General features: G+C 48.5%; 22 protein-coding genes. 5 read left to right on the forward strand and 17 right to left on the reverse strand.

Going from position 1 to position 23,745, the window contains the following annotated elements:
- Positions 1–2: 2 nt before the first annotated feature.
- The 11 genes from BM318_RS05620 to BM318_RS05670 are packed head-to-tail and all read right to left on the reverse strand — an operon-like array spanning position 3 to position 11,114.
- The gene (locus BM318_RS05620) at positions 3–914 is read right to left on the reverse strand and encodes a sulfotransferase family protein (RefSeq protein WP_092981369.1); all 912 of its coding nucleotides are present in this window, start codon (positions 912–914) and stop codon (positions 3–5) included.
- On the reverse strand, positions 911–2,260 hold the full coding sequence (locus BM318_RS05625) for an oligosaccharide flippase family protein (protein WP_092981371.1): 1,350 nt from the start codon (positions 2,258–2,260) through the stop codon (positions 911–913). The genes BM318_RS05620 and BM318_RS05625 overlap by 4 nt, the downstream gene beginning before the upstream one ends.
- A gap of 24 nt (positions 2,261–2,284) precedes the next feature.
- Positions 2,285–2,767 carry a hypothetical protein gene (locus tag BM318_RS05630; RefSeq protein WP_143099927.1) on the reverse strand — a complete coding sequence of 161 codons (483 nt, stop codon included), beginning with the start codon at positions 2,765–2,767 and terminating at the stop codon, positions 2,285–2,287.
- Between the two features lie 12 nt (positions 2,768–2,779).
- Entirely contained in the window at positions 2,780–3,580 is an 801-nt protein-coding gene (gene rfbD / locus BM318_RS05635; RefSeq protein WP_092981375.1) for a dTDP-4-dehydrorhamnose reductase, read from the reverse strand.
- On the reverse strand, positions 3,577–4,122 hold the full coding sequence (rfbC, locus tag BM318_RS05640) for a dTDP-4-dehydrorhamnose 3,5-epimerase (protein WP_092981377.1): 546 nt from the start codon (positions 4,120–4,122) through the stop codon (positions 3,577–3,579). The genes rfbD and rfbC overlap by 4 nt, the downstream gene beginning before the upstream one ends.
- Before the next feature lie 2 nt (positions 4,123–4,124).
- Positions 4,125–4,991: a glucose-1-phosphate thymidylyltransferase RfbA gene (gene rfbA, locus BM318_RS05645; RefSeq protein WP_092981379.1), complete on the reverse strand. Its 867-nt coding sequence runs from the start codon at positions 4,989–4,991 to the stop codon at positions 4,125–4,127.
- A 1-nt stretch (position 4,992) separates the two neighbouring features.
- Entirely contained in the window at positions 4,993–6,009 is a 1,017-nt protein-coding gene (gene rfbB / locus BM318_RS05650; protein WP_092981381.1) for a dTDP-glucose 4,6-dehydratase, read from the reverse strand.
- On the reverse strand, positions 6,006–7,004 hold the full coding sequence (locus BM318_RS05655; protein ID WP_092981383.1) for a hypothetical protein: 999 nt from the start codon (positions 7,002–7,004) through the stop codon (positions 6,006–6,008). Before BM318_RS05655 ends, rfbB begins: the two co-directional genes overlap by 4 nt.
- 9 nt (positions 7,005–7,013) lie before the next feature.
- Positions 7,014–8,684 (reverse strand): DUF6909 family protein, encoded by a 1,671-nt coding sequence (locus BM318_RS05660; protein WP_092981385.1) that lies wholly within the window; start codon positions 8,682–8,684, stop codon positions 7,014–7,016.
- 33 nt (positions 8,685–8,717) lie between these two features.
- A complete protein-coding gene (locus tag BM318_RS05665) occupies positions 8,718–10,220 on the reverse strand; it encodes a GH3 auxin-responsive promoter family protein (RefSeq protein WP_092981387.1) in 1,503 nt (500 codons plus the stop codon).
- A gap of 21 nt (positions 10,221–10,241) precedes the next feature.
- On the reverse strand, positions 10,242–11,114 hold the full coding sequence (locus tag BM318_RS05670) for a M23 family metallopeptidase (RefSeq protein WP_092981389.1): 873 nt from the start codon (positions 11,112–11,114) through the stop codon (positions 10,242–10,244).
- A 125-nt stretch (positions 11,115–11,239) separates the two neighbouring features.
- Between BM318_RS05670 and tatA the strand changes: the two genes are divergently transcribed.
- From tatA to BM318_RS14400, 3 genes are all read left to right on the forward strand, one after another.
- A complete protein-coding gene (tatA, locus tag BM318_RS05675; RefSeq protein ID WP_092981391.1) occupies positions 11,240–11,422 on the forward strand; it encodes a twin-arginine translocase TatA/TatE family subunit in 183 nt (60 codons plus the stop codon).
- 261 nt (positions 11,423–11,683) lie between these two features.
- Positions 11,684–14,257, forward strand: coding sequence for an OmpA family protein (locus tag BM318_RS05680; RefSeq protein ID WP_245759750.1), 2,574 nt, complete (start codon positions 11,684–11,686; stop codon positions 14,255–14,257).
- 103 nt (positions 14,258–14,360) lie between these two features.
- Positions 14,361–14,531, forward strand: a complete 171-nt coding sequence (locus tag BM318_RS14400; protein WP_177218264.1) for a hypothetical protein — start codon at positions 14,361–14,363, stop codon at positions 14,529–14,531.
- A 309-nt stretch (positions 14,532–14,840) separates the two neighbouring features.
- Here BM318_RS14400 and BM318_RS05685 read toward each other — a convergent pair whose 3' ends face one another.
- The 3 genes from BM318_RS05685 to BM318_RS05695 all read right to left on the reverse strand — a co-directional run bounded on the left by BM318_RS05685 (position 14,841) and on the right by BM318_RS05695 (position 18,781).
- Positions 14,841–15,833, reverse strand: coding sequence for a DUF4837 family protein (locus tag BM318_RS05685; protein WP_092982088.1), 993 nt, complete (start codon positions 15,831–15,833; stop codon positions 14,841–14,843).
- Between the two features lie 11 nt (positions 15,834–15,844).
- On the reverse strand, positions 15,845–17,455 hold the full coding sequence (locus BM318_RS05690; RefSeq protein WP_092981395.1) for a LysM peptidoglycan-binding domain-containing protein: 1,611 nt from the start codon (positions 17,453–17,455) through the stop codon (positions 15,845–15,847).
- A 135-nt stretch (positions 17,456–17,590) separates the two neighbouring features.
- Positions 17,591–18,781, reverse strand: coding sequence for a phosphoglycerate kinase (locus BM318_RS05695; RefSeq protein WP_092981397.1), 1,191 nt, complete (start codon positions 18,779–18,781; stop codon positions 17,591–17,593).
- Positions 18,782–18,879: 98 nt separating this feature from the next.
- Between BM318_RS05695 and BM318_RS05700 the strand changes: the two genes are divergently transcribed.
- Together BM318_RS05700 and BM318_RS05705 are read left to right on the forward strand one after the other, a co-directional pair.
- A complete protein-coding gene (locus BM318_RS05700; RefSeq protein ID WP_092981399.1) occupies positions 18,880–20,031 on the forward strand; it encodes a DNA polymerase III subunit in 1,152 nt (383 codons plus the stop codon).
- A 23-nt stretch (positions 20,032–20,054) separates the two neighbouring features.
- Positions 20,055–20,447: a DoxX family membrane protein gene (locus BM318_RS05705; RefSeq protein ID WP_143099928.1), complete on the forward strand. Its 393-nt coding sequence runs from the start codon at positions 20,055–20,057 to the stop codon at positions 20,445–20,447.
- A 5-nt stretch (positions 20,448–20,452) separates the two neighbouring features.
- On the opposite strand, the gene BM318_RS05710 is transcribed toward BM318_RS05705, so the two are convergent.
- From BM318_RS05710 to mnmG, 3 genes are read right to left on the reverse strand one after another with little or no spacing between them, the layout of a single operon-like run.
- Positions 20,453–20,962 carry an OmpH/Skp family outer membrane protein gene (locus BM318_RS05710; protein WP_092981401.1) on the reverse strand — a complete coding sequence of 170 codons (510 nt, stop codon included), beginning with the start codon at positions 20,960–20,962 and terminating at the stop codon, positions 20,453–20,455.
- A 51-nt stretch (positions 20,963–21,013) separates the two neighbouring features.
- On the reverse strand, positions 21,014–21,838 hold the full coding sequence (locus BM318_RS05715; RefSeq protein ID WP_092981403.1) for a class I SAM-dependent methyltransferase: 825 nt from the start codon (positions 21,836–21,838) through the stop codon (positions 21,014–21,016).
- A 36-nt stretch (positions 21,839–21,874) separates the two neighbouring features.
- Entirely contained in the window at positions 21,875–23,743 is a 1,869-nt protein-coding gene (mnmG, locus tag BM318_RS05720; protein WP_092981405.1) for a tRNA uridine-5-carboxymethylaminomethyl(34) synthesis enzyme MnmG, read from the reverse strand.
- Positions 23,744–23,745: the final 2 nt, after the last annotated feature.

The raw sequence follows: 23,745 nt of genomic DNA on the forward strand, positions 1-23,745 counted from the left end.
GTTCAGGATTTCCAGGCGGTTAGGTCCCGCCCGATCAATGTCTCCAGATTTTGGATGTCTTCTATAAAATAGGACCGTAACCAGTTGGCGCGTTCATGAGTTAAAACATCGGGCTGGCCGGAATCATTCTTCGCCTTCCCGGTCATAGCACGGAGGAAAAACAATTTCAGGCGATATTTTAAATTATAGGGAAGGATTGGGTCAATGATGTACTTGAGCAGGAATTGCTTCCATTTACTATCGTTGTACACCATATTCTTGATCCAGGTGTAGCGCACTGATCCGGTTTGATTGAGCTTGCGGTAGTCGGGTGTAAAAGTCGCATCCACCCCTATAAAGGAGTAAATATCGTGCATTATTGTTTCGGGTTGTTCCCGAATGTCCTCATACAAGAGAATGCGCACTTGTTCGGGCTTAAAGTACTGATACAACCGTTGAATCTGACGATGATATAGCCCGTGATCCACATAAGTAGTCTCGGACTGTATTTTCAAATCCGGATGTGCTATCCGATTGGGTTCATCGGCAATGGCCGCTTCCAATTCCATATCCTCCAGGTTGCGTTTCTTAGCAAATTTATAGGCCGAAAACGCGCGCTCAACCGGATCCCTCAGGATGAGGATAAGCTTGGCGTCGGGTTGGAATTCGGCCATGCGCTTTAAGGCATGTTCAAAATAGATGTTATGCGCGCTACCATTTAAAATTACCTTCTGATCGCGGTATTCAGGCCGATAGACCTGCTCCAAAAACTTAACCCCTTTGTTGTATAATTTATCGTCGATAAAAAAGGGGGTGTCTTTCATGGAAACCGGACCGCAAATGTCGGGATGCTGGGCCATCCAATCATATACAGAGGTGGTAGCAGACTTTTGCACCCCTATTAAAAAGACATTAGGATGTAGTCTGTTCATCATTTGGATTTAAAGATTCGCAAAGGCAAACTAACATGCGCTGAAATCCCGAGCTTCTTTCTACAAAAGTATATTCCATAAAGATTCCAGGTCAATATGCTGGCAAAGGTAGCCAATGCAACGCCCATGGCGCCATAAAATGGAGCCAGTAAGCCGTTTAATATAAGGTTGACCAATAGGCCGGCAATCATAATCCGCTGATAGAGTTTCTGATACCCGGTCATCTGCAGCAAAATTCCAACCGAACCGCTGAAGCAATTCGCGAGTTGTGCAAAGGCCAGCACAAACAGGAGTATCCAGCCCTCCTGATACTCCGGACCAAAAATCCCCAGGAGCAGGTCGTGCCCGATCAGCACAATCGCCAATGTACTCAGGGAGATCAGACCGCTTATGTTTGCGCTAAAGCGCACCAGTTGCTGCAAGCGGTCCTTTTGCCCGGCTTCGTAAAGCTCAACAACTTTCGGGGCAAGAATGGAATTTACCGCGTCCAGGTTAAAGGAAACCAGGATAGCCAATTTGGCGGCAACGTCGTAGATGGCCACGGTTTGTTCGTCCTGGAAAAACCCAACAAAAAAACGGTCCACCCAACTGAGTAAAATGAAGATCAGCGAAGTAACCAATATAGGCCTGGAGGTCCGGGAAAATGCCTTCCAATCAATTTTTCCACGCAGTGCAAAGGGATACATTAAATGTCCATGGGTTATGACCAAACAACTCAAAAACAGGAGGAGCACACCCAGGAAGTGCAGTTTGAGTACCCAAACCCCGGTTAAGTCATTGTAAAACCAGAGTCCTAATAACAGCAGGCATACCACGGCAAAGAAGCGGGCGAAGGCATTGTAAAAGGAAAACAACGTATTGCGCTTCAGGCCGCGATACAGGCCAATGTGTATCAAAATCTGGGACCATAGCGGAAAAGTCAGGGCAGCGTACAGCAGGTAAGGTCCCAGTTCTGGTTTTTTGAAAACCTCCAGGGCGATCCATTCCCGAGCCAGGATTACGATGGCCGCAAGGGTTCCGGCCACCAAAAAAGAATTTCCCGAGGCCCGGGCCAAATAAGCGCCTATTTCCTGCTTACTGTACTTTCCTGTTGCAACCCAGCGGGTCAGGGCAATATCAAATCCTTTTTTCCCCGCAATTGAAGCAATCATAAACAGGGTGAGCCCCAGAACCACGAGTCCATAGACCGAACTACCGAAATTTCGCGTCACCAAAAGGGTAAAATAGTAGCCCAGTAACAGGCCCAATACCCGCAGAACGATGTAGACAAAGCCCTTGCGCATGACCTCGGCCTGGTTCCCATCGGCCAGTAATTTTTGAAGCTTCTTTTTCAAATTGTTCAGCGGCATCCTAATGCAGTAGTTGGGCAGTATTTAATTGGTGTTAATGGCAAGGGTATCTACTTTCAACGAAAATACGCGCCGGCCGTCAGCATTGATCAGGCCATATCTGAGGGAATCAAACTCATGGCGTGCGGTCGTAAAGGTTCGGGAATAAATGTGCGCATCCTTTTCAACCCTAAAGTCCAGGGTTCCGACAGCCAGGAATTCATCATTTTCATGTTCCCCCGGAAACAGGTGGAGGTAAAACCGCTGCTTCTCATTGAATTGTGCGGGATCATCGGGAAAAAGATAAACGTCGATCTTGTATTGATCTTCTCCTAAATTCACCAGGCGGATATCCTGAACGCGTATGCCGAGGGTATCGTTGAGGTATTCCAGGTCCAGGATACTTTTCCCTTCCTGCTGCTGAACCCAACTGTAATCGGCCTGACGACATCCTCCCATAACTAAAATGAAAACAACCCATAAGCCTGCTAGTGCTAATGGGTTTTTATGGGTTGGTATTCCTGACATCCATGGTCGCGATTAAGATGGAAGTTGAGCCTTTCCGGAAAGCAGAATGCTCGTTTGTGGCCTTTCGGCTAAAGTACGATAATTCTGAACCCTTTGCAGGCGGGTCTCTTCGAGCAAGCCTTCTTCCTGGAGTATTCTTTTTGCGAAATCGAACCAGGTCATCGCCTCTCCATTGGTATAATGATATATCCCGTATTTATCGGACCCGGAACGCACCAAATCCAGGAGGAAGCGAGCCAGACTTTCGGCCTCCGTAGGACAACCCCGTTGTGTATCTGTGATTTCCAGGGCGTCTCCATTCCGCGCGCGATCCCTGATTTTTGTATAAAAATTGGGGCCGTGTTTTCGGGAATAGAGCCAGGAAGTGCGGATAATAAAATACCGCTCCAATATGCTGCGGATCGCCTCCTCCCCTGCCAGCTTGGTCTTGCCATAAACGTTGATGGGATTCGTTTGATCCTCCGGATAATAGCCCCCTTCTTTTTTGCCATCAAAGACATAGTCTGTAGAGATATGGATCAGCGTTGAGCCGGAATCCCGGCATACCCGGGCCAGATATCCTGGTCCTAAACCGTTTACCTGCATAGCTTCCTGAGGAAATTTCTCTGCGAGATCTACCTGGGTATATGCCGCACAATTGATCCAGTAATCCGGCTTGACCTCCTGGTGGACGGCGTTGATAATCTCCAGGGAGGTAATGTCCAGGTGGTTGCGATCAAAAAAGAAGGCGGAAATTTCAGGATAGGCCCCGGACACATCTTCAAGCGCCCTGGCCAGCTGTCCGCCTGCCCCGCTGATAGCCACCCGTATCATCCAATAACTTCTTTTAGTGAAGGCAGGTCCCTGTCCTTCCCGGAAAGTCGGATATTATCATGGCCAACCCCCCAGTCCAGCGCGAGATCCGGATCATCGAAGCGAATGCCCGATTCCGATTCCGGGTTGTAGAACGCACTGCATTTATACTGGAAAACCGTTTCGTCTTCCAGGGATAAAAAACCGTGGGCAAGGCCCGCCGGGATATACATCAACTGGTGGTCGCTGGCGTCCAATTCAATAACAAAGTGCTGTAAATAGGTCGGGCTATCCTTTCTCAGGTCCACTACGGCGTCCCGCACCTTACCCTGAATTACCTGGATGATCTTGGCCTGTGCATGGGGCGCCTGTTGAAAATGTAACCCCCGAAGTACATGCTTGGCCGAACAGGAACGATTATCCTGCACAAAATTCATGACCTCGGGAACAAAGTCCCTGAGCACCTCAGCATTGAAACTCTCATAAAACCACCCGCGTTCATCCCGGTATATCCGGGGCTTAAGTAACAGGCAACCCGCAATAGCCGTCTTGACGATTTCCATACTTATGCGTCGGGGATTAATTGAAGGAGATATTCTCCGTAACCACTTTTCCGCAAGGGTTCTGCCAGGGATCGGAGTTGTTCAGCTCCAATAAAGCCCATCTTATATGCCGTTTCTTCTATGCTCCCAATTTTCAACCCCTGCCGTTGTTCAATAACCTGGACAAATTGGGAAGCCTGCATCAGGGACTCAAAGGTTCCGGTATCCAGCCAGGCGGTACCGCGATCGAGGATGCTTACCCGAAGCTTGCCGTCCTGCAAATAGGCCTTATTGATGTCCGTGATCTCCAGTTCGCCCCGCCGGCTCGGCGCCAAATCAGCCGCATAGCTGACCACATCATTATCATAGAAATAGATACCCGGAATGGCGTAGTTGGATTTTGGGTTTGCAGGCTTTTCCTCAATGGATTCCACCCGGCCGTCTGCCGCGAGGTTTACCACCCCGTAGCGGGAAGGGTTCGTGACGTGATACCCATAAATGATTGCCCCGTCCGGATCTGTATTGGCTTTGAGCAGCTCCGATAAGCCTGACCCATAAAAGATGTTGTCGCCCAAAATTAAGGCTACCTTATCTCCTCCAATAAAATCTCTTCCGATTCTGAACGCATCCGCAATTCCCCGGGGGGCTTCTTGGGTGGCATAATCAAAACGACACCCTAATTGCGTACCATCGCCCAACAGATTGCGGAATAGTTGGTGGTCCTGAGGCGTAGTGATAATGAGTATTTCTCGAATGCCCGCACTCATTAAGGTAGCGAGCGGATAATAAATCATGGGTTTATCGTAAACCGGCATGAGTTGCTTGGAAATGGCCAGGGAAAGCGGATGCAAACGGGACCCCGTTCCTCCAGCTAAGATTATTCCTTTCATATCAATGCTTTATGCGGTTCTCAACATGCCACTGCACCGTAGCGCTTATTCCCGCCTTGAAATCAGTGGCAGGCTTCCAGCCAAGTTCGCGATCTATTTTGGAATTCGAAACTGCGTACCTGAAATCATGCCCGGGACGATCGGCGACGAGGGTAATCTGATCTTCATACTTCCCCTGATTTTTAGGTCGGATGCGATCTAATTCCGCACAGATCGTGCTGGCGATTTCCAGGTTGCTGCATTCATACCCACCTCCAATGAGGTATTGGGAACCGGGACTGGCCTGTTCAAAAATCCGCAGCAGGGCATCACAGTGGTCTGCGACAAACAACCAATCGCGCACATTGCTGCCATCTCCATAAATTGGGATCTGCTCCCCGGCCAAGGCCGTACGAATGATCGTGGGAATTAACTTTTCGGCATGCTGATTGGGTCCGTAATTATTGGAGCAATTGCTAATCGCAGTGTCCAGGCCATAGGTCTTATTATAACTCCTTACCAGCATGTCTGCGGCCGCTTTAGAGGCGCTATACGGACTATTCGGGGCATAAGGGCTGGACTCTGTAAAGTGGCCTTCTTTTCCCAGGCTTCCAAACACCTCATCGGTCGAGACCTGATGAAACTTTCCTCCCTGAGTATTCGCTCCGGCCCAGTGTCGTCGGGAAGCTTCCAGCAGTTCGTACGTGCCTCGAATATTCGTGTCAATGAATGGTTCCGGAGAATCTATGCTGTTGTCGACATGGGATTCTGCAGCCAGGTGGATTACCCCGGTAATGTTGTAATCGCCAAAAAGTTGATCTACCAACTCGCGATCCCGGATGTCGCCGTGCACAAAAATATGGGCTTTATTATCAATGAACTCCGAAAGGTTGTCCTTGCTCCCGGCGTAGGTGAGGGCATCCAAATTAATAATTCGCAGCCCGGGCCTTACGTTGAGCAAATGCCCTACTAAGTTGCTCCCGATAAAACCGGCCCCGCCGGTTACCAATATGGTCTCCTGCTCTAGTTTGCGTATCATTCCATATGGTGCGCTGATGCCTTCTGGTTCAGGTATTGTAATAACCTGAAGAATAAGAATAGGGAAAGGAGCAAAAGTGGAAATAACACCATGCGTCGCTCCAACAGGGATTTCTCTACCCGGTGCGCCCGGCCAAAACTAATTACCGATATCCCCGACTGTATCTTGCTTAGTTCCAGATTTTTTATCTCGATATCGCGTTGTAGCCCGCGTTTAATTTCCAGAATTTCCGCAATATTCAAATCCTGTTCCCCGTCCAGGACCAATCGGGCGGAGCCATCACTATCTGAGCGAAGCATCTTTTCATTGAAATTTCGCAAGAGCTCATCGGTCTCCATCAGGAGGGAATCGCTAAAAGCAATGCGCTCGCGGGCATTGGTCCGCACCGTATTGACCAGTTCGGTATAGTAGGGATTCTCGTTGATATAGTCCACTATTCCTTCTGCAATTCGGGTGCCTTTAACCGGATCCCCGAATTCGAACCGGAGTAAGAATTCCAGTGGGGTATGCCTGCGTAATTCGGCCCGGATAATCTCCGGGGCCTCTGTTCCCCCACCAAAGTCCTGAAGCAGTTGCAAGTACTTCATGTCCTGGTTGGTCTTTGGACCCGTAGCCTCAGGGATGGTGCTGAGTTCAAAATCAAGGGCGTCCCTGTCCGAAGTACTCAATTCCAGGGAAGCATAGAAAGCACTGTCTCCGGATTTTAAGTTGGCCCGGGCCTCCTGAACCGCGGTGTAGAGGTAATTTCTGCTATCCAGATTCGGGCTCAAAATCACATCCAGGGCATATTTGGGTGCCACGAATTTGTCGAGTCCGTACCCTATGGCCACTCCAAGCAGGATTACAACGAGGAGTCCGATAATATTCCGCTTGAAAAAGAGGAAGATCCCCAGAATCCCCCTGAAAAAGCTCTGGCCTATTTCTTTGAATAACTTAAAAACACCCCCGAGATCAATGTCGTCGGCATTGGTTGAATTAGCGTTTTTTTGCGTCATCGTAGCACTCTATGAATTAAAAATTTGCTTTAAAATCTTATCCGTGATCAGGTAAGTAGGCTTGACCCCGGTTGTCCCCAGACCACCGGAAGCCAGCGTATGTCCGGTTTTTAACGGATTATCCGAGGCGTAATAGGCATAACGCACCTTAACGGAGTCCGAGATACTTCCCCGTATCCGGGATGCAGACTGTATCGCCTTTTGATAATGCACCCCTTCCATTTCCAGACCAATGACATTCCAGGTCGATTCCTTGAAGAATTTCAGGATATCCTTATTCTGCAAGGATGTCCCGAGTACAGTTACCATGGTACCCTCGTAGACCTTAAGCCCGTTCCCTGAAAAATCCTCCTGGCAAAGTTCATTCTCAAAAGGATAGTTATCCGCTGTACCTTCAAAAATATGGGCAGAAGGAATCATTAAATCCCCTTTATCTCCATCTAATATTCCAGCCTTTCCCATGATAGAAACCGAAGCTACATTCATAAAGATACGTTTTCCATCCATCTCCAGGGGTTTCAACAATTCGTCTATAGTCTCAAAAGCCTGTTCCCCAAAGGCGTAGTCCATAACCAACAACACGGGTTGCTGTTCCGGGTTCGTTTCGGAAAGCTCATAACAACAGGCGCCCGGGCCCAGGCGAGCCAGGTCAAAAACCTGTACATCGATATTGGCACCGGATTGATCCGGAATTTCGATCATCCCGTTTTTGCGGGCATTTACGGCTACTTTCTTGCGCAGGTCCTGCCCGGTTTCCTTGCTGAGTTCTTCATAGATCTTCAGGGATTCCTGTTGCGGAAAAAGTTTAGCCAGGGCTTTACGGGCAAAGAGGGAATTCATGACACTGTGCATATTTGAACTGATAATATGCAAGGGACGCTCCAGCATCCCCTCTTTTTTCAGGATCATTTTAATATTGCGCGCCCAGCGCTCCCCGTGGATGTGATGTCCCAGGCGCTCCCGCAGCAAAGCACTGAAGGTAATGGTGCGCTTGTCCCCTCCGGTCTGCTCCTCAATAGCCAGCTTCCCAAGCCAGTAGATAATTTTAAGAAAGCGCTCCGGATCTGATGCGGTACCCAGTTTTTTGTGAATCTCAGCTACCTCTACAAAAGAACGTCCCAGGATATTTGCGGTATGGATCAGCGCCGCTTCCCGTTCGGTGCGGTTGAGTTTGGTCTTTTTAAGCACCTCCTTGATCTTCTGCCAGTCGCGAATGGTTTTCTTACCCTCTTCGATCAGCACCCGCCTTCCAATTTTCTGGGATTCTATAAAAAGGAACGTAAGGTGGGTCAGGATATCGTAAATGTCTGAGCGACCGCGGGTAATTTCAATATTCATTTGCTCAGCATCGATACGGTAACAATTCCGGCGACGCTTCGGGGGAATGATGGGCTTGAATTGTGACTGATCATAGCCCTCATCAGAGGTCAGGTTAATATACCGGCACTGTTCAATTCCTTCGGGCAGGCGTTCGAGGACATAAATCAACCCTTCTAATTCGGCCTTGTCTTCTGCAATGGAACCATAAATTTCGGGACGTAATTGCAACAGGGCATTGCGCAGGGTTTCCCCGGAAATTCCCATAGGCTTGTAGAATCCCCGGTTAAAGAGATGGCGCATGGTAATGTACATACGCTCGATAGCGTTAGTCGATTCCTGGGCGCGGGTGGTTGTTTGCATAGAACCTTTTCTCCCGCAAAAATACAGTAATTTTCAAGGGGAAATCCGGTATGGGGCCAAACCTTCGGCTACTTTGCGATCATTGGAAAGGCGCTGCACCTTGTGTTGCCCGCCGAGTTTCCCTTGCAACTTCATAAAATTCCGGAAGCCTCCTGGGGCGATACAGGTGATTTTAAGGGGTTGCAGGATATTCCCTTCGAGCAGGTCGGCGTAATAACTATTCTGAGCCTGCATGCTGCGATCAATGACCCGGGCCATTTCCTCCAGCTTTTGCGGGACACTTTCAAACTCGATCAGCCATTCGTGAAAAGGCAGTTCCCCGTCCTTAGGGCTGATCACCGGGGCAACAGTGAACTCATTGACATCTGCGGCTACCGCCTTGAGGCCTTCCTGCAGTGCGGTTTCCACCTCTTTGGCAATGACGTGCTCCCCAAATGCGGAGATAAAATGCTTGATCCGGCCCGTAACGATAACCCGATAGGGCTTCAGGGAGGTAAAGGCAATGGTATCCCCCAGATTATAAGCCCATAGCCCGGCATCAGTAGAAATGATCATGGCGTAATTCACCCCCATTTGCACTTGCTCCAGGGTAAGACGCCTGGGGTTTTCGTCGTAAAATTTATCGGCCTCGATAAATTCATAAAATATTCCGGCGTCTGTGAGCAAGAGCATTCCCGGTTCCTGATCCTGGTCCTGATAGGCGAAAAATCCTTCGCTGGCCGGGAATAATTCTATGCTGGCTACTTTGCGTCCCAAAAGACTTTCAAAACGCGCGCGATACGGTTCAAAATTTACCCCGCCGTAGATAAATAATTCCAGGTTGGGAAAAACTTCTCCCACGGCTTTGCCCGTTTGATCCTGAATTTTTTCGAAATACATCTGTACCCAGGAAGGAATCCCTGCGATTACCGTCATGTTCTCCGGCAGGGTTTCGGCTACGATTTTATCTACTTTGGCTTCCCAATCCTCCATGCAGTTGGTTTCCCAACTGGGCAATCGGTTTCGTTGCAGGTAACCCGGTACGTAGTGGGCGGAAATCCCGGAGAGCCGGCCTATCTTCATGCCGTTCTTCTCCTGGAGTTCTGGACTACCCTGCAGAAATATCATTTTTCCATCGACAAAGGAGCTGCGGCCCGTTCGGTGGATGTAGTTGAGGATAGCGTCACGGGATGCGCCAACCTGGGCTTTGATGGAAACATCGGTAATGGGAATGTATTTGGCACCGGAAGTTGTTCCACTGGTTTTTGCCAGATATAAGGGACGGCCCGGCCAGAGTACATTGGCCTGTCCTTCCAGGATTTGATTCACATAGGGCTTCAGGTCCTCATAATCCCTAACGGGGACCTGCCGGGCAAAATCCTCGGGATTCCGAATGGTGTCAAATTGATGGTCCCGGCCAAATTGGGTGCTTGCTCCCTGGCGAATAATGTGCTGAAAGAGTTTGCGCTGAGCCTGGATAGGATGTTGAATCCAACGCCGATTCCTGCGATGTACCGAAGCGGCAAAAATCCTGGCGGCGAATGCCTTTAGGGACATAGGGACTGGGTTTGCTTCTGGTTAGTTGAAATCTACGTAGTTCAAAGGGTTTACCGGGGCTCCGTTCTTCCAGAGTTCAAAATGCAAATGTGGGCCGGTGGTTAATTCGCCGGTATTACCGACCGTGGCGATTACTTCCCCGGCCCGGACCAGATCGCCCTGCGATTTGGACAGGGAACCATTGTGCTTGTAAACAGTAAGCAGCTCTTCCCCGTGGTCGAGGATTATGACATATCCCGTGGCCGCAGTCCATTCCGCAAAAATTACCATGCCGTTGGCTACCGCTTTTACCGGGGTGTCTTTTTCAGCTACCACATCAATAGCGCTGTGATTCTCATCGGGATCGAATCCCTGGGTAATGGTCCCGGTAAGCGGCGCAAACAATAACTGGCTCCCCCGACTTCCATCCGGCCTTTCGAACAAGTTATACTTATCTTCCAGGGCTACCTGCGCCCGGAGCACGCTGTCTTCGCGGATCGGGCTCAAGTCTATCTGTGAAGGATCCAGCTTAAAGGCTTCGAAGGTGGAATCGGGATTAATGGCGGCCGAAGTTACGTCGCCCCGCAAAACCATGCGGATATTGTCAATATACTTATTGGTATAGTTTAGAACAGTTACCAGGGAGTCGGTTTTGTAGGTCAGCTCTGTGGCCTGTCTTTTCAAGGCCGTCGAGGAATACCCGGGAATATATTCGCGCAAAGGGGTAAAAGCGATGAGCAGGGTAGTCAGGCCAATAAGGCCCACGGCAGCCAGGGATCCCGTAACGAATACGTTCAGCCGGCTCAACTTAAAAGAGATCTTCTCTTCAAAGGTGTTTTCGTTGAGGATAACCAGGCGATACTTGTGTAAAAGCTTCCTTTTTATTTCCTTCCTGCGCTTCTTCTTCTTGGCCATTACAAATTATTTTAGCGTGCAAAACTACGACGCTCCAACCCGATGGTCTAAAATACGGCTTAAAGCACAATATTTCCGTTACTATCTTGTTTTTTCACTACCTTTACTCACTTAAAACTTGGAGCATGCTTTCATTATCATATTTTCTCGCTATAGGCCCCTGGCAGATTGTAATTGTTGTTCTGGTCGTATTATTACTTTTCGGAGGAAAGAAGATTCCGGAATTGATGCGCGGTCTGGGTAGTGGAATCAAAGAATTCAAAGACGCCTCCCGGGAAGACGAAAAACTAGACGAAAAAAAGGAGTAATAACTCCCTTAGAAAATATTGAAAGCGCCTTATGGCGCTTTTTTTGTACCCAAAGGTATTATTTGTCGACCCCCTTCCTGATGCCCTTGATATTCAGCGATTATCGACAACCGTCCTGCCACTAAAAATACATTCATCAGGCATTTATGCTGATTTTAGCCGCATTCACAACAAAAAGTTAGCCGCAGCTATCCAATCGCTTACTTTCGGAAAGTTATTATTTAGGTGTACTCCGTGGTCGCCTTAAAGCTTATCCAACAGATGAATGCATCGAAACAATTAATCATTGGGCTCTGCTGCCTGCTCATGGCAGGTTCACTCTGGTCCCAGGACTATCCCGCGGCGACGTCGCGTCCGGCTAGCAGCCAGGCAACACCCGGTGATGGAGTTGATGGTTCTGGCACGAATGCCCGGGACGCATATCAGGCATTCCGCCAAAGGGCCAAGCGCTTCGATGTTGCTTCGCGATCCCTTGAATTGAATGGAGCCCTGGAGCCCGGATATTACCTGATAACCGGGGTTTTCTCAGATGGAAAAAACCTGAACCGCAATATTCGCAACCTGAAACGTCAGGGATTACCAGCGGGAAGCTTTGTAAATCCTGAAAATGGCCTGAACTATGTTTATGCCGCTGCCTTTGACAATGATGAGGCTGCCCTGCAGGGGGCCATCTCTAAAATGGATGGAAAATATCAGGGCGATTCCTGGATTTTAATGATCGATAATCCAGCTATTAACTCAAGAATATCCGTTGCTGATCGCTTACCTGAAAGCAACACGGCTTCGTTGAATATCAAACCAGCCCCAAAAGCTCCGGAGACCTACAAAGCTCCCTGGAATACAGATTGGGATCTCGAGGAAACCCCGGATTCCGAATTGGATTTTGGATTGCAGTCCGGCGCTGCCGATGATTACATTCAGAACACCGAACGTCCGGTCAATATGATAGTTCGCAAAGCGGATGATCTCTTTGACAAAATGTGGTACGCAGAAGCTGCCAAGCTCTACGAAGCCGCCATTGAGCGCAATCCCGATATGAAATCGGCGGAAACCGTAAAGCGTCTGGCCGATTCCCATTACTACAATACCAACATGGAGCGTGCCTTTTATTGGTACGAGACCCTGTATAATATGCAGCGCGGCAATATGAGTGCCGAAAACCTGTTCCGCTATGCGCATACCCTGAAGGGAACCGGTAAATACGGGAGAGCAAAACGCTTCATGCGGCTTTACGATAAGAAAAGTGCAGCTAGTGGATCCGGATCCCGCCGTGTTAGCATGGAACAACGGGAGACTATTTTAGATAACATCCTGAGCGGAGTAGAAGTCGCTGACGTTAAAAACCTGAATATCAATTCAAAATATTCGGATTTTGCCCCCATGTTCTATGGGGAGGACCAGGTGGTTTTCGCCTCTTCGGTAGACTCTGCTTTTTTTCATACCCGTCGGTATAAATGGAATAACCAGCCTTATCTGGACCTATATGTAGCCCGCCTGAACGAGTCTGCAGATGAACTGGAGGGTGCTGTTAAGTTTTCGAAGTCCCTGAACTCGAAATACCACGAAGCAGCGGTGACCTTTTCCCCGGATGGGAATACCATCTATTTTACCCGTAATAATTACGGAAAGAAATTGCGTCGCGATAAGAACGGGGTCAATCACCTCAAGCTCTATATGGCCACCAAAATGGGTAACGAGTGGAGTGATGCGGTAGAACTGCCCTTTAATGGGGAAGATTTCTCTACCGGACATCCAGCCCTGAGCCCGGATGGCAAACAACTTTATTTTGTTTCCGATATGCCCGGAAGTATTGGGGAAACGGACATTTTTGTAGTCGATGTCCTCGGAAATGGACAGTTTTCCGAACCCCGCAACCTCGGGCCGGAAATTAATACCCCCAGCAAAGAACTATTTCCTTTTATCAATGGTTCCAAGATGTACTTTTCTTCTGAAGGCCATGTGGGTCTCGGGGGACTGGACGTTTTTGAAGTAGCCTTTAATCCAGAGGAAGAAGGCTTTCTGGAAGTTCGCAATCTCGGGCAGCCAATCAATAGTAAAAAGGACGATTTCTCCTATATCGTTGATGAAGCTACCCAAAAAGGCTTTTTCGCATCCAATCGAATAGGAGGAAAAGGCGATGATGATTTATACTCTTTTCAGCGTCTGCTTCCTGAGGAAAAGAATGAGAATGCCATTGAAGGAGTTGTCCTGGATGTGGTAACCGGAGAAGTAATCCCCAACGCGCTGGTTTCTTTACTGGACGAAAACAATATGAAATTACTGGAAGTGCGCTCCGACGAGAATGGGGAGTTTGTTTTCCAGGACCTGGAGACCAACACCCGTTACAATGTTCAGGTGGAAAGCGACGACCACATGATCAAAGCCGTTGACGTGGAAACCCGCGAAAATCAGCGGGTGGCGCTGGAAGTTCCCCTCGAAAAACTGGACGAACGAATTGCCGTCGAGGATGGTGTGCGCAAGCTGAAAGTAGACAATATCTACTTTGATTTCGACAAATTCTATATCCGCTCCGACGCTGCTTCCGAACTCGATAAGCTCGTAGGCGTGCTTGAAGAATATCCCAGCATGGTCATCGCGATCGAATCGCATACCGACTCTCGAGGACCTGCTGTTTACAACAAATATCTCTCACAACAGCGAGCCAGTGCAACGCGGGATTACCTGATCAAGCGTGGAATTGATCCTTCGAGAATCCAGCGTGCAGAAGGCTTTGGAGAAGAGCGACTGCTCAATGGTTGCGATGGCAGTGTCAAATGTACCCGCGAACAACACCAGATGAATCGACGTTCGGAATTCATCATCGTGAACATGTAATTGTCGTTCACAACGCGGGGAACCCATTTGGCAACATTATCCTTCAAAATTATATGTAACTACCTGTTTTTGAGTTTATAACTATATAAAACTCATCCAAGCCATGAAATCAGCAGAACAAATTACTTTTCAATGGGAAGCTACCCTGAAAGGCATTCGTGCCTTCGTAATGCGATACGCGCATAAAGCCATCTTCTGGACCATGTTCCTGTCTTATTTGGTAGTGCTTTTTGCATTCCTCTACAAAGTAGCTACGGAATTTCCATTCTATTAATCGCCAGGGAATCAATAGGCACAAGATTACCTTTTAACCGTTTTTTGGTCCTTTCAACCGATAATTCGGGTTTGTAGTAAAATTCTTCGGATTTTAGATTTGTACCACCCAAATCTTAAGTTATGGAGCCCTCTTTTTCCCAAGGAAACGGCAACAGTAAAGGCTGGTTTTCCCAGCTACTTCAACGAAATCACAGGACCCTGGCCTGGATTGGATTTGCTTTGTGGATTCTGACGATGTACGCTGTACTTTTCAGAATGACCGACTTATTCTAAGCAACCGCCACCCAATTCCCGAAACACTTTTGAATTACTCCTGACCTTGAATCTTCAGGGTGCGCAGGATTGCCTCCAATTCAAACATATAATCGCGTTTGTTGGTTGCCGGCGCAAAGGTGAAACCTTCCAAAACCATTTTTCGATTACGCACGGTGTCGTTTACGATATACGTTAAAAAAGGTCCTGCCATAGGATAGTTAACCACCTCCCAGATTCCGCGTACTTCTACCGCTTTAAATCCATTCACTTCCGAAGCAAAAACGGCTGGAGCAAAGGCTTTTTCAGTGCCCATATAAGTGATCTTTCCGGGAACATCCGGACCAGGTACGTATAACCGGCCAATGGAATCGCGCATTCTCACAATATCCCGGACTAGGGTGGAATCGGACTGAAAGTAATCCGCAGGCATCTCATAAGCGATGATATTCATGCTGCCTTTTTGAATTTCCCGGTCGATCCAGACAAAATTGTCTTCTTGTTTGCCGACCTTGTAAACCGAAGGCAGTCGTAAGTTTACCCCATACTTCTCATCCAGGACGTTTTCCTTGCTTAAGGATCTGAGGAAGCGCTGCTGTGATTCTTGTAATTCCATCCTGCGGAATTCCTGCTTGATTCGCGCTGCGTGGGTGTCCAGTGTCTGGATCAGGGCTGAATCGGAATCCCCCTTGACTACAGCTACCTGTTGTGGCGCCGCATAGAGATCCTCCCTGATTTGCGCCCCGGTAACCGAATCCAGGTCTACGTAGAGTACCGCCCGACGGTATTGGGTTGTCCCCTGAAAAACGGAAGGGGGTAAATGTACCAGGTCAAAAGTGGGTTCGTCCCAGGTTAATCCAATGAGCGGGGCGGCAAAATGTTCGCGCACCTTATCCCCAACAGCCCCTTCCCAAAGACTATTGCTCATTACAACCGCCACAGAATTAATGGCGCCAATAGACTGGGGGTTATATTTCTTTTTGGGGCCATCTTCACAGGCTGCGAAAACCACGGCCAGAACAACAGCAAATACATGCTTCAACTTCATAATTTGGAATTTTACAGGGAATTGCAGTTGCATAGTTTTAAGCGCGTGCCAGGCATCAGGGTGTTCCCCCGTAGCCCATTCCACTCTTTAAGATTTTCGATGCTTACGCCAGGATATTGTTGTGAAATCGTCCAGAGCGAATCGCCTTTACGAACAACATGGATCTTGGCGCCTCCTGCACTGGAGGAAGCCGTGGTGGTAGTTTCTTTGGAGCTGTTGGATGTGCTGGGCTTGGCTGTAGTTACTGGTTTTCTGGGATATATGGTCAATCGCTGACCTATACGAAGATTGTTTGAGCGTAATCCGTTCCATCGTTTGATCTGACTTACCCCTACCCCGTATCGCTCGGCTATCTTGCCCAGGTAATCCCCGCTGCGTACCCGATATCGGATGCGGTCTTCGGCCTGAACGAGTTCCGGCAGCGGCTTTTCCCGCTTGGCGAGTGCCTCCTTGGCCTCCTCATAGATTTTTGCCTCATTATTGACAAAACGGCCTATGGCATAAACCGGCAAACGCAGGGCATATTCCTTGCCTTTGACCTTCGGAATAATATCCAGCTTGTAAGCCGGATTCAGGATCCGCAATTCAGGCACTGAAATTGCCGTTACCTTCGAAATCTGATCAAAGGTGAGTGTTTGCTTAATGTGGATGGTGTCAGTCTCCAAATAAGGCCTTGGTGCCTCGGTTGGTCGTAACCCATGCTCTTCGGCGTAGTGAAAAATATAGTAGGTAGCCAGGAAAGCAGGTACATACCCCGCTGTTTCCCTCGGCAGGTTTCTCCGGATATTCCAGTAATTGGTTTGACCGCCAGATCTTCGGATGGCTTTGTTAACATTGCCGGGGCCTGAATTATACGCGGCGAGCGCCAAATCCCAGTCCCCGAATATCTCGTAGAGTTTCGATAAATACGCCGAGGCTGCAGCAGTAGCCAGCAAGGGATCGTTGCGTTCGTCTACGTAGCTGCTGACGCTCAGGCCGTACATTCTGCCTGTTCCGTACATAAACTGCCATAATCCGGTAGCGCCGACCCGGGATCTTGCTCTTGGATTCAAGGCCGATTCTACAATGGCCAGGTATTTCAGTTCGAGCGGTAGATCGTTCTTGGCCAGGGACTCTTCGAACAATGGGAAGTAAAACTGACTGGCAGATAGCATGCGCTCCATCAGGTCCCGCCTTTGCAGGAGGAAAGATTTGACAACCCTTTCCAGGGAAGGATTGTATTCCACTTCGAAAGGCGTAAGTGCATCCATCTCGGCCAGCCTTTCCTTAAAAACTTCCGTATCCCACCCCTCAAGAGCATCCAGGGTACTGTCGGAAACCGCCTCCTGTACTACGGCATACATATCTCCATAGCGGCTGGCAGCCTCGGTAAGCTCCTTCAGCCACAGGCTGTCATAGGTCGCAGCCAGGGGTAAATCCTTTAATTCGGAAGCTTCCGACTGTGCTGAGTCCAAGGAAGCCTGTCCCTCGAGGGCAACCCGGGTGTCGTCTGCGAGTTCAGGTTTCGAGGCCTCAACCACAACAGAATCCGTTAAAGATTGTTGCGATTCTTGTGCTTCATTTTCCTGTGCGCTCACCAGAGAGCAGCCCACGAGAAGCCAGATAGCTACTATTTGCTTCATCTATTTTGGCGTGTTGAATGGAGTGGGGACTAGCGAAAATCGCACTTTTTTACAGAAGTTTGAAAAAAACATTCTTAAAGTGCGCAAGACTGCCGTCTAGCTGAGGGAACCGGCCGCTCTGGGCTGTGAAAGGGATTAGGACTGAATAGCCGCAATTCCGGGCAGGGTTTTGCCCTCCAGACTCTCGAGCATGGCTCCTCCTCCGGTAGAAACGTAACTCACCTGATCCTCAAAGCCAAACTGCTTAACCGCGGCAACAGAATCGCCACCGCCTACAAGGGAAAATGCGCCTTTTTCCGTGGCCTCTGCGATATAATTCCCAACGGCAATGGTTCCTGAGGCGAAAGAAGGCATTTCGAAAACCCCAACCGGGCCATTCCACAAGATGGTGCGCGACTGGAGGATTACCTCCTTAAAATGAGCCAGGGTTTGTGGCCCTGCATCGAGGCCCTGCCATCCTTCCTGGATCTCATTTACGGCCATTACCTGAGTTTGGGCGGCATTATCAAAGGCATCCGCTGCCACTACATCTACCGGAATGTGAACCGCTACCCCCAATTCTTTAGCTTTTTTCAGGATATCCAGAGCTAAATCCATCTTGTCGTCCTCGCAGATGGAGTCGCCTACCTGGCCTCCCTGAGCTTTTACAAAGGTATACGTCATCCCGCCGCCGATGATCAGGTGGTCTACCTTGGCCAGAATGTTTTCAATTATGGTGATCTTGGAGCTTACTTTGGCACCTCCAAGTATGGCCAACACGGGTTTCTCTCCGGTTTCCATTACCTTTTCAATGGCCTCGATTTCTCGCGCCAGCAAGTACCCGAAACACTTATTCTCGGGGAAGAACTCAGCAACTACAGTAGTTGAAGCGTGAGCGCGGTGGGCCGTACCAAAGGCATCATTCACATAGATGTCCCCCAAACGTGCTAAAGCCTCGGCAAAAGCCTTGTCGCCTGCTTCTTCTTCACTGTGGAATCTCAGGTTTTCGAGCAGTAGGATTTCGCCATTCTCAAGAGCAGCAACCGCTTCTTCGGCGGCTTCCCCCACACAATCCGGCACAAACTTTACCTGAACCCCGATAATATCTGAAACTGAGTCAATGATATGTTTGAGCGAAAGATCGTCGCTTGCCTTCCCCTTGGGCCTCCCCAGGTGGCTCATAAGTACGGCTCTGCCACCATCTTCCAGCACTTTGATGATCGATGGTTTGGCCGCCTCGATCCTGTTCGTATCGGTTACCTCAAAAGCGTCGTTGAGAGGAACATTAAAATCTACCCGGATTAGGGCTGTTTTGTTTTCAAAATTGAAATCGTCTATGGTCATGATTCTCGCTGTAATGAAGGCCTAAAAATAAACAAAATAGGAATGCTCCGGACCCTATTTATCCCAACGGCAACCGCTGAGAAATATATTACCTTTGAGGCATGCTGTTCAAAGAGGTACTCGGACACAGAAATCTCCATGCGCACCTGACTGCCAGCGCAGATGGGGGACGTATCCCCCACGCCCAACTTTTTGTGGGGCCGGAAGGGAGCGGGACCTTGCCGGCGGCCATTGCATACGCTCAATACATCCTTTGTGGAAATTCGGGCGGCGAAAATGAAGGCGGCGCTGAGGCATGCAATCTTAAATGTGCACAATTAACACATCCCGACCTGCACTTTTCTTTTCCCGTGGCCTCTTCGGGAAGCGGGAGTAACCATTCGGTAAGCAATGATTTCCTTAAGTCCTGGAGGGATTTCGTAGCCAACCAGCCCTATGGCAACCTTTTCGATTGGTATCAATCTATGGGTATTGAAAAAAAGCAAGGGCAGATCAGCGTCCACGAGGCCGCCGATATTGTCCGCAAACTCAGTTTGAAATCCTTTGAGGGCGGCTACAAGGTACTTATCATGTGGATGGCAGAGCGGATGAATAATTCTGCAGCCAATAAACTTTTAAAGCTGATCGAGGAACCCCCTGCCAAAACAGTGATTATCCTTATTGCCGAACAGGAGGATTTACTGCTGCAAACCATACGGAGTCGTTGCCAAATACTGCATTTTCCCCCATTGCCGGAAGAAGTAATTGTTGAAGGGCTTATGCGAAAAGGCGGAACCCGGGAGGAAGCCATGCAAATCGCACAGGAGGCACAGGGTAATTTCAACAAGGCGCAGGACCTCTTACTTCAGGATTCGGAAGATTTAATCTTTGAAAAGTGGTTCATTCAATGGACGCGAACCGCCTTTAAGGCCAAGGGAAATAAGGCATCCATACATGAATTAATTCTCTGGAGTAATGAAATCGGGAAAACTGGGCGCGAAACCCAAAAGAAGTTTCTGAACTATTGCCTGTCCGTTTTTCGCCAGGCACTGCTACTAAATTATAAAGCCAACTCCCTGGTGTATTTGCGCATCCACGACGAAAGTTTCCAGCTGAAGAAATTTGCCCCTTTTGTCCATGAAGGAAACATACAGGACATCAGGGATCAATTAGAAACCGCTATATACCATGTGGAGCGCAATGGGAATGGAAAAATAATTTTTACCGATCTTTCCATAAATCTAACCCGCCTGTTGCACAGGCCTGCAGCCTGAAGATGGGATAAAACTAACCACTAATGGGTACCCTTATGGAATTGCCACAACTTGTTTTGCTACTATTCGTAACCATCACATTCCTGCAAAGCGGGTTGGATAAGGTTTTCGATTGGAAGGGTAATGTCAGCTGGCTAAGCTCGCATTTCAGCAAGACCTTTTTAGGTGCCATGGTTCCGCTACTACTCGCCGTAATTACCCTGGCCGAAATAGCTACAGGAATATGCGCAATAATAGGCATATATGGCTGGTTTACAGGGTCTTACATGAATTTTGCCTTATATGCTGGTTTTGGCTCCTGCATCACCTTGCTCATGCTGCTTTTCGGGCAACGTGTGGCCAAAGACTACGACGGTGCGCGCACTATTGTAATCTATTTAGTGCCTTGCGTGCTACTACTAATTTTAGCAGGTTAAGACCGCTAGTTGTTTTTATAGGAATCGTTAAGGACCTTGAGGACTTCCTCGGTCACATTTTGAGCCTCTGCACCATAGATCACTGAACTTCCTTCTCCTGAAGCGAGGATATACGTGTAGCCTTTGGATTTGGCGTACTCGGCAACTTCTGCCTCCACAACAATTCGTATACTATCCACCTTTACCTGTCCTTTACGCTGCATTGCGGCCTCTTCTTGCTGTAACTGCTGGCCTACGAGGTTTGCCCGTTGTTGCAAAGCATTCATTTCCTCCTGTGCCTTTTGCTGAGACATGCTACGGGACTTTGTTTGTATATCCTGCGCCAATAATTGGAACGCCTGCGAAATACTATCCCGACGACGTGCAAAAGTTTCCGCCTCCAATTGATATTTGGTTTCAACATCAATTTTCCGTTGATAACCCTCTAAGAGTTCCGGATAATTCACATACGCTATTTTGGTTTCCTGGCAACCCATCGTTAAGGCAACCAATGCCACAAAGAATACTCGTTTCATACGTTCTATTAAAATTCGTCCAAAAATAGTAAAGCCAAAGGACTATGGGTCCTAATTCAGAGGTTGTTTTTGTAAAATATAGATCATGGAAGATGCCTGGCCCGAAAAGACTGATTTAAAATTTGACCATAAGCCAACGCATATTCCCCGAAGACCAGCGAAGCTTTTGCCCTTGTGTCTTTCGGACAACCAGGAGACGTAAAAGGCATCCAACCACATCCTTTTCATTCCTGCTTTTTGAAAACCTATCGGTACAATATGCTCGTCTATCGCGGCGGGCGAAAAGTGCCAAAGGTGCCTGGGTACGTCATACGCTGCCCAGAATTCCTTGTAATAATGCGCATCACATGACTCAAAATTAGGAAGGGCCAGGACCAAAATTCCGGCATCACTGAGCATGGCATGAAACTCTTGGAGCGCCTTCTCCCAATTCGGAATATGTTCCAAAACGTGCCACAGCGTTATGACATCAAATCGTTGATCGCTTAAAGCCTCGGTATTGGCTTGCAATTCTACTCCCTTTGTAGCGGCGATATCCCTGGCCTTTTTGCCGGGCTCCACACCCACGGCATTATATCCCTTGACTTGGGCTGCCCCAACAAAATCCCCGGTTCCCGCTCCAAAGTCAAGCAGCCTGACACCCGGTTTGCTGTGCTTTCCGATGATCCCTAATTTCCATTTCAAATGAAAGCGCTTGGCCTGAGCATAGACCCATTCCATAAGACCCTTTTTACGATCCGAATGAGAAACGTAATCCGAGGAGGCGTAATACTTAGTCAAATTATCCGGAACCGGCAGGGTTTGCCGAATGCTTCCCGACCCCCAGGGTATTACCTCGTACGTTTCCTGGCTTACCAAGTGGTCTTTGACTTTCATTGAAGGATTCTTGTTGAAATATGTTCCACGTGGAACTTAACGCCCCAAATGGACGAGCAAAACACTGATGTCGCTAGGCGAAACACCGCTGATTCGCGAAGCCTGGGCTATGGATGTAGGTTTGATTTTCTTTAGTTTTTCCCGCGCTTCATAGGATAACGAAGACAGAGAATCATAAGCTATCCCCTCTGGGATGGGAACATTCTCCAGACGGCTAAGTTTATCCGCATTCTCCTTTTCCTTGCGAATATATCCGGCGTACTTTACTTCTATTTCCGCCTGCTCCAACACCTCTGCATGCAAATCATTGGAGGCTACATAGTCCGATACTTCCGGAAGTTCCAGCATGTGCTCCATAGTGATCCGCGGACGTGAAAATATTCTAACCAACTTGTCGCTCTGCTTTACGGGTGCAGAACCTACGCGTTCCAGAATTTTATTCACCTCTTTAGGGTTAAAACTGGCCTTTTTGAAGAAGCCAACCAACGCTTCAGATTCCTTTAGCTTTGATTCACTCTGCTTTAAGCGATCTTCAGACGCCAATCCCAAATCATATCCCCTTGGAGTCAGGCGCAAATCGGCATTGTCCTGGCGCAATAGTGTGCGATACTCTGCTCTTGAGGTAAACATGCGATAAGGTTCCTCTGTGCCTTTGGTGATGAGATCGTCAATCAATACGCCAATATAAGCCTCATCCCGGCCCAGTTTAAAAGGACCCTTCTCCTGTATCTTGAGGCTGGCATTGATTCCCGCCATCAAACCCTGGGCCCCCGCTTCTTCATAACCGGTAGTTCCATTGATTTGACCTGCAAAGAATAAATTAGTCACCAATTTCGTCTCCAGCGTGTGACGCAATTGGGTTGGAGGAAAATAATCGTATTCTATCGCGTATCCGGGTCTGAAAAATTTAACCTTTTCAAATCCTTTGACTTGTCGGAGCGCTTTGAACTGTACTTCTTCAGGGAGGGAAGTACTAAAACCATTTACATAAACCTCAACCGTATTCCAGCCTTCCGGCTCTACGAATATCTGATGACGGTCCTTATCCTTAAAGCGATCGATTTTATCTTCTATACTGGGGCAATAGCGCGGTCCGATACTCTGTATGCGCCCATTAAACATAGGGCTTCTATCAAAGCCCTCCCGCAAGAGATCGTGAACGGCTTCACTCGTATAGGTCATATGGCAATCCCGCTGACGGGTTAGGCCCTTCCGGTTTAAGTAGGAAAATGTGCCCGGATTCTCATCCCCGGGTTGAACGATCATTGCCTCATAATCCAAACTTCTCCCATCTACTCTTGGCGGCGTTCCGGTTTTCATTCTCCCCGAATCAAAACCAAGATCTACCAGCTGCTCCGTTATCCCGGTTGCTGCTCTTTCCCCGGCACGGCCTCCGCCAAACTGCTTCTCGCCAATGTGGATTAATCCATTGAGGAAGGTGCCGTTAGTAAGCACAACACTTTTGGCTGCTATTTCAACTCCCAGTGACGTACGAACACCTACTACGCGTTCGCCTTCAATCAGCAATCCAGTTACCATTTCTTGATAGAAATCCAGATTTCCGATCCCTTCCAGGGCATTTCTCCAGGATTCCGCAAAAAGCATCCGGTCGTTCTGGGTGCGGGGACTCCACATGGCCGGGCCTTTTGATTTATTGAGCATCTTAAACTGTATCGCTGAGGCGTCGCTTACCAAACCACTTAATCCCCCCAACGCATCGATCTCCCTAACGATCTGGCCTTTTGCGATTCCGCCCATAGCCGGATTACAGGACATCTGTCCAATGGTCTGTAAATTCATAGTAACCAAAAGGGTCTTGCTTCCCATATTGGCAGCAGCAGCGGCAGCCTCACAACCTGCGTGACCTCCACCTACTACAACTACATCATATACTTCTGAAAACATAA

The organism is Robiginitalea myxolifaciens, from assembly GCF_900115205.1.
GTDB lineage: Bacteria > Bacteroidota > Bacteroidia > Flavobacteriales > Flavobacteriaceae > Robiginitalea > Robiginitalea myxolifaciens.

Coding starts and splice junctions, on each gene's coding strand:
- mnmG (WP_092981405.1), bottom strand. CDS start 23,743: ATGTTTTCAGAAGTATATGATGTAGTTGTAGTAGGTGGAGGTCACGCA.
- BM318_RS05710 (WP_092981401.1), bottom strand. CDS start 20,962: ATGAAACGAGTATTCTTTGTGGCATTGGTTGCCTTAACGATGGGTTGC.
- BM318_RS05690 (WP_092981395.1), bottom strand. CDS start 17,455: ATGAAGCAAATAGTAGCTATCTGGCTTCTCGTGGGCTGCTCTCTGGTG.
- BM318_RS05660 (WP_092981385.1), bottom strand. CDS start 8,684: ATGCAAACAACCACCCGCGCCCAGGAATCGACTAACGCTATCGAGCGT.
- BM318_RS05665 (WP_092981387.1), bottom strand. CDS start 10,220: ATGTCCCTAAAGGCATTCGCCGCCAGGATTTTTGCCGCTTCGGTACAT.
- BM318_RS05700 (WP_092981399.1), top strand. CDS start 18,880: ATGCTGTTCAAAGAGGTACTCGGACACAGAAATCTCCATGCGCACCTG.
- rfbB (WP_092981381.1), bottom strand. CDS start 6,009: ATGATACGCAAACTAGAGCAGGAGACCATATTGGTAACCGGCGGGGCC.
- BM318_RS05620 (WP_092981369.1), bottom strand. CDS start 914: ATGATGAACAGACTACATCCTAATGTCTTTTTAATAGGGGTGCAAAAG.
- rfbA (WP_092981379.1), bottom strand. CDS start 4,991: ATGAAAGGAATAATCTTAGCTGGAGGAACGGGGTCCCGTTTGCATCCG.
- rfbD (WP_092981375.1), bottom strand. CDS start 3,580: ATGATACGGGTGGCTATCAGCGGGGCAGGCGGACAGCTGGCCAGGGCG.
- BM318_RS05655 (WP_092981383.1), bottom strand. CDS start 7,004: ATGACGCAAAAAAACGCTAATTCAACCAATGCCGACGACATTGATCTC.
- BM318_RS05715 (WP_092981403.1), bottom strand. CDS start 21,838: ATGAAAGTCAAAGACCACTTGGTAAGCCAGGAAACGTACGAGGTAATA.
- BM318_RS05630 (WP_143099927.1), bottom strand. CDS start 2,767: ATGTCAGGAATACCAACCCATAAAAACCCATTAGCACTAGCAGGCTTA.
- BM318_RS05680 (WP_245759750.1), top strand. CDS start 11,684: ATGAATGCATCGAAACAATTAATCATTGGGCTCTGCTGCCTGCTCATG.
- BM318_RS14400 (WP_177218264.1), top strand. CDS start 14,361: ATGAAATCAGCAGAACAAATTACTTTTCAATGGGAAGCTACCCTGAAA.
- BM318_RS05625 (WP_092981371.1), bottom strand. CDS start 2,260: ATGCCGCTGAACAATTTGAAAAAGAAGCTTCAAAAATTACTGGCCGAT.
- BM318_RS05685 (WP_092982088.1), bottom strand. CDS start 15,833: ATGAAGTTGAAGCATGTATTTGCTGTTGTTCTGGCCGTGGTTTTCGCA.
- BM318_RS05670 (WP_092981389.1), bottom strand. CDS start 11,114: ATGGCCAAGAAGAAGAAGCGCAGGAAGGAAATAAAAAGGAAGCTTTTA.
- BM318_RS05705 (WP_143099928.1), top strand. CDS start 20,055: ATGGGTACCCTTATGGAATTGCCACAACTTGTTTTGCTACTATTCGTA.
- tatA (WP_092981391.1), top strand. CDS start 11,240: ATGCTTTCATTATCATATTTTCTCGCTATAGGCCCCTGGCAGATTGTA.
- rfbC (WP_092981377.1), bottom strand. CDS start 4,122: ATGGAAATCGTCAAGACGGCTATTGCGGGTTGCCTGTTACTTAAGCCC.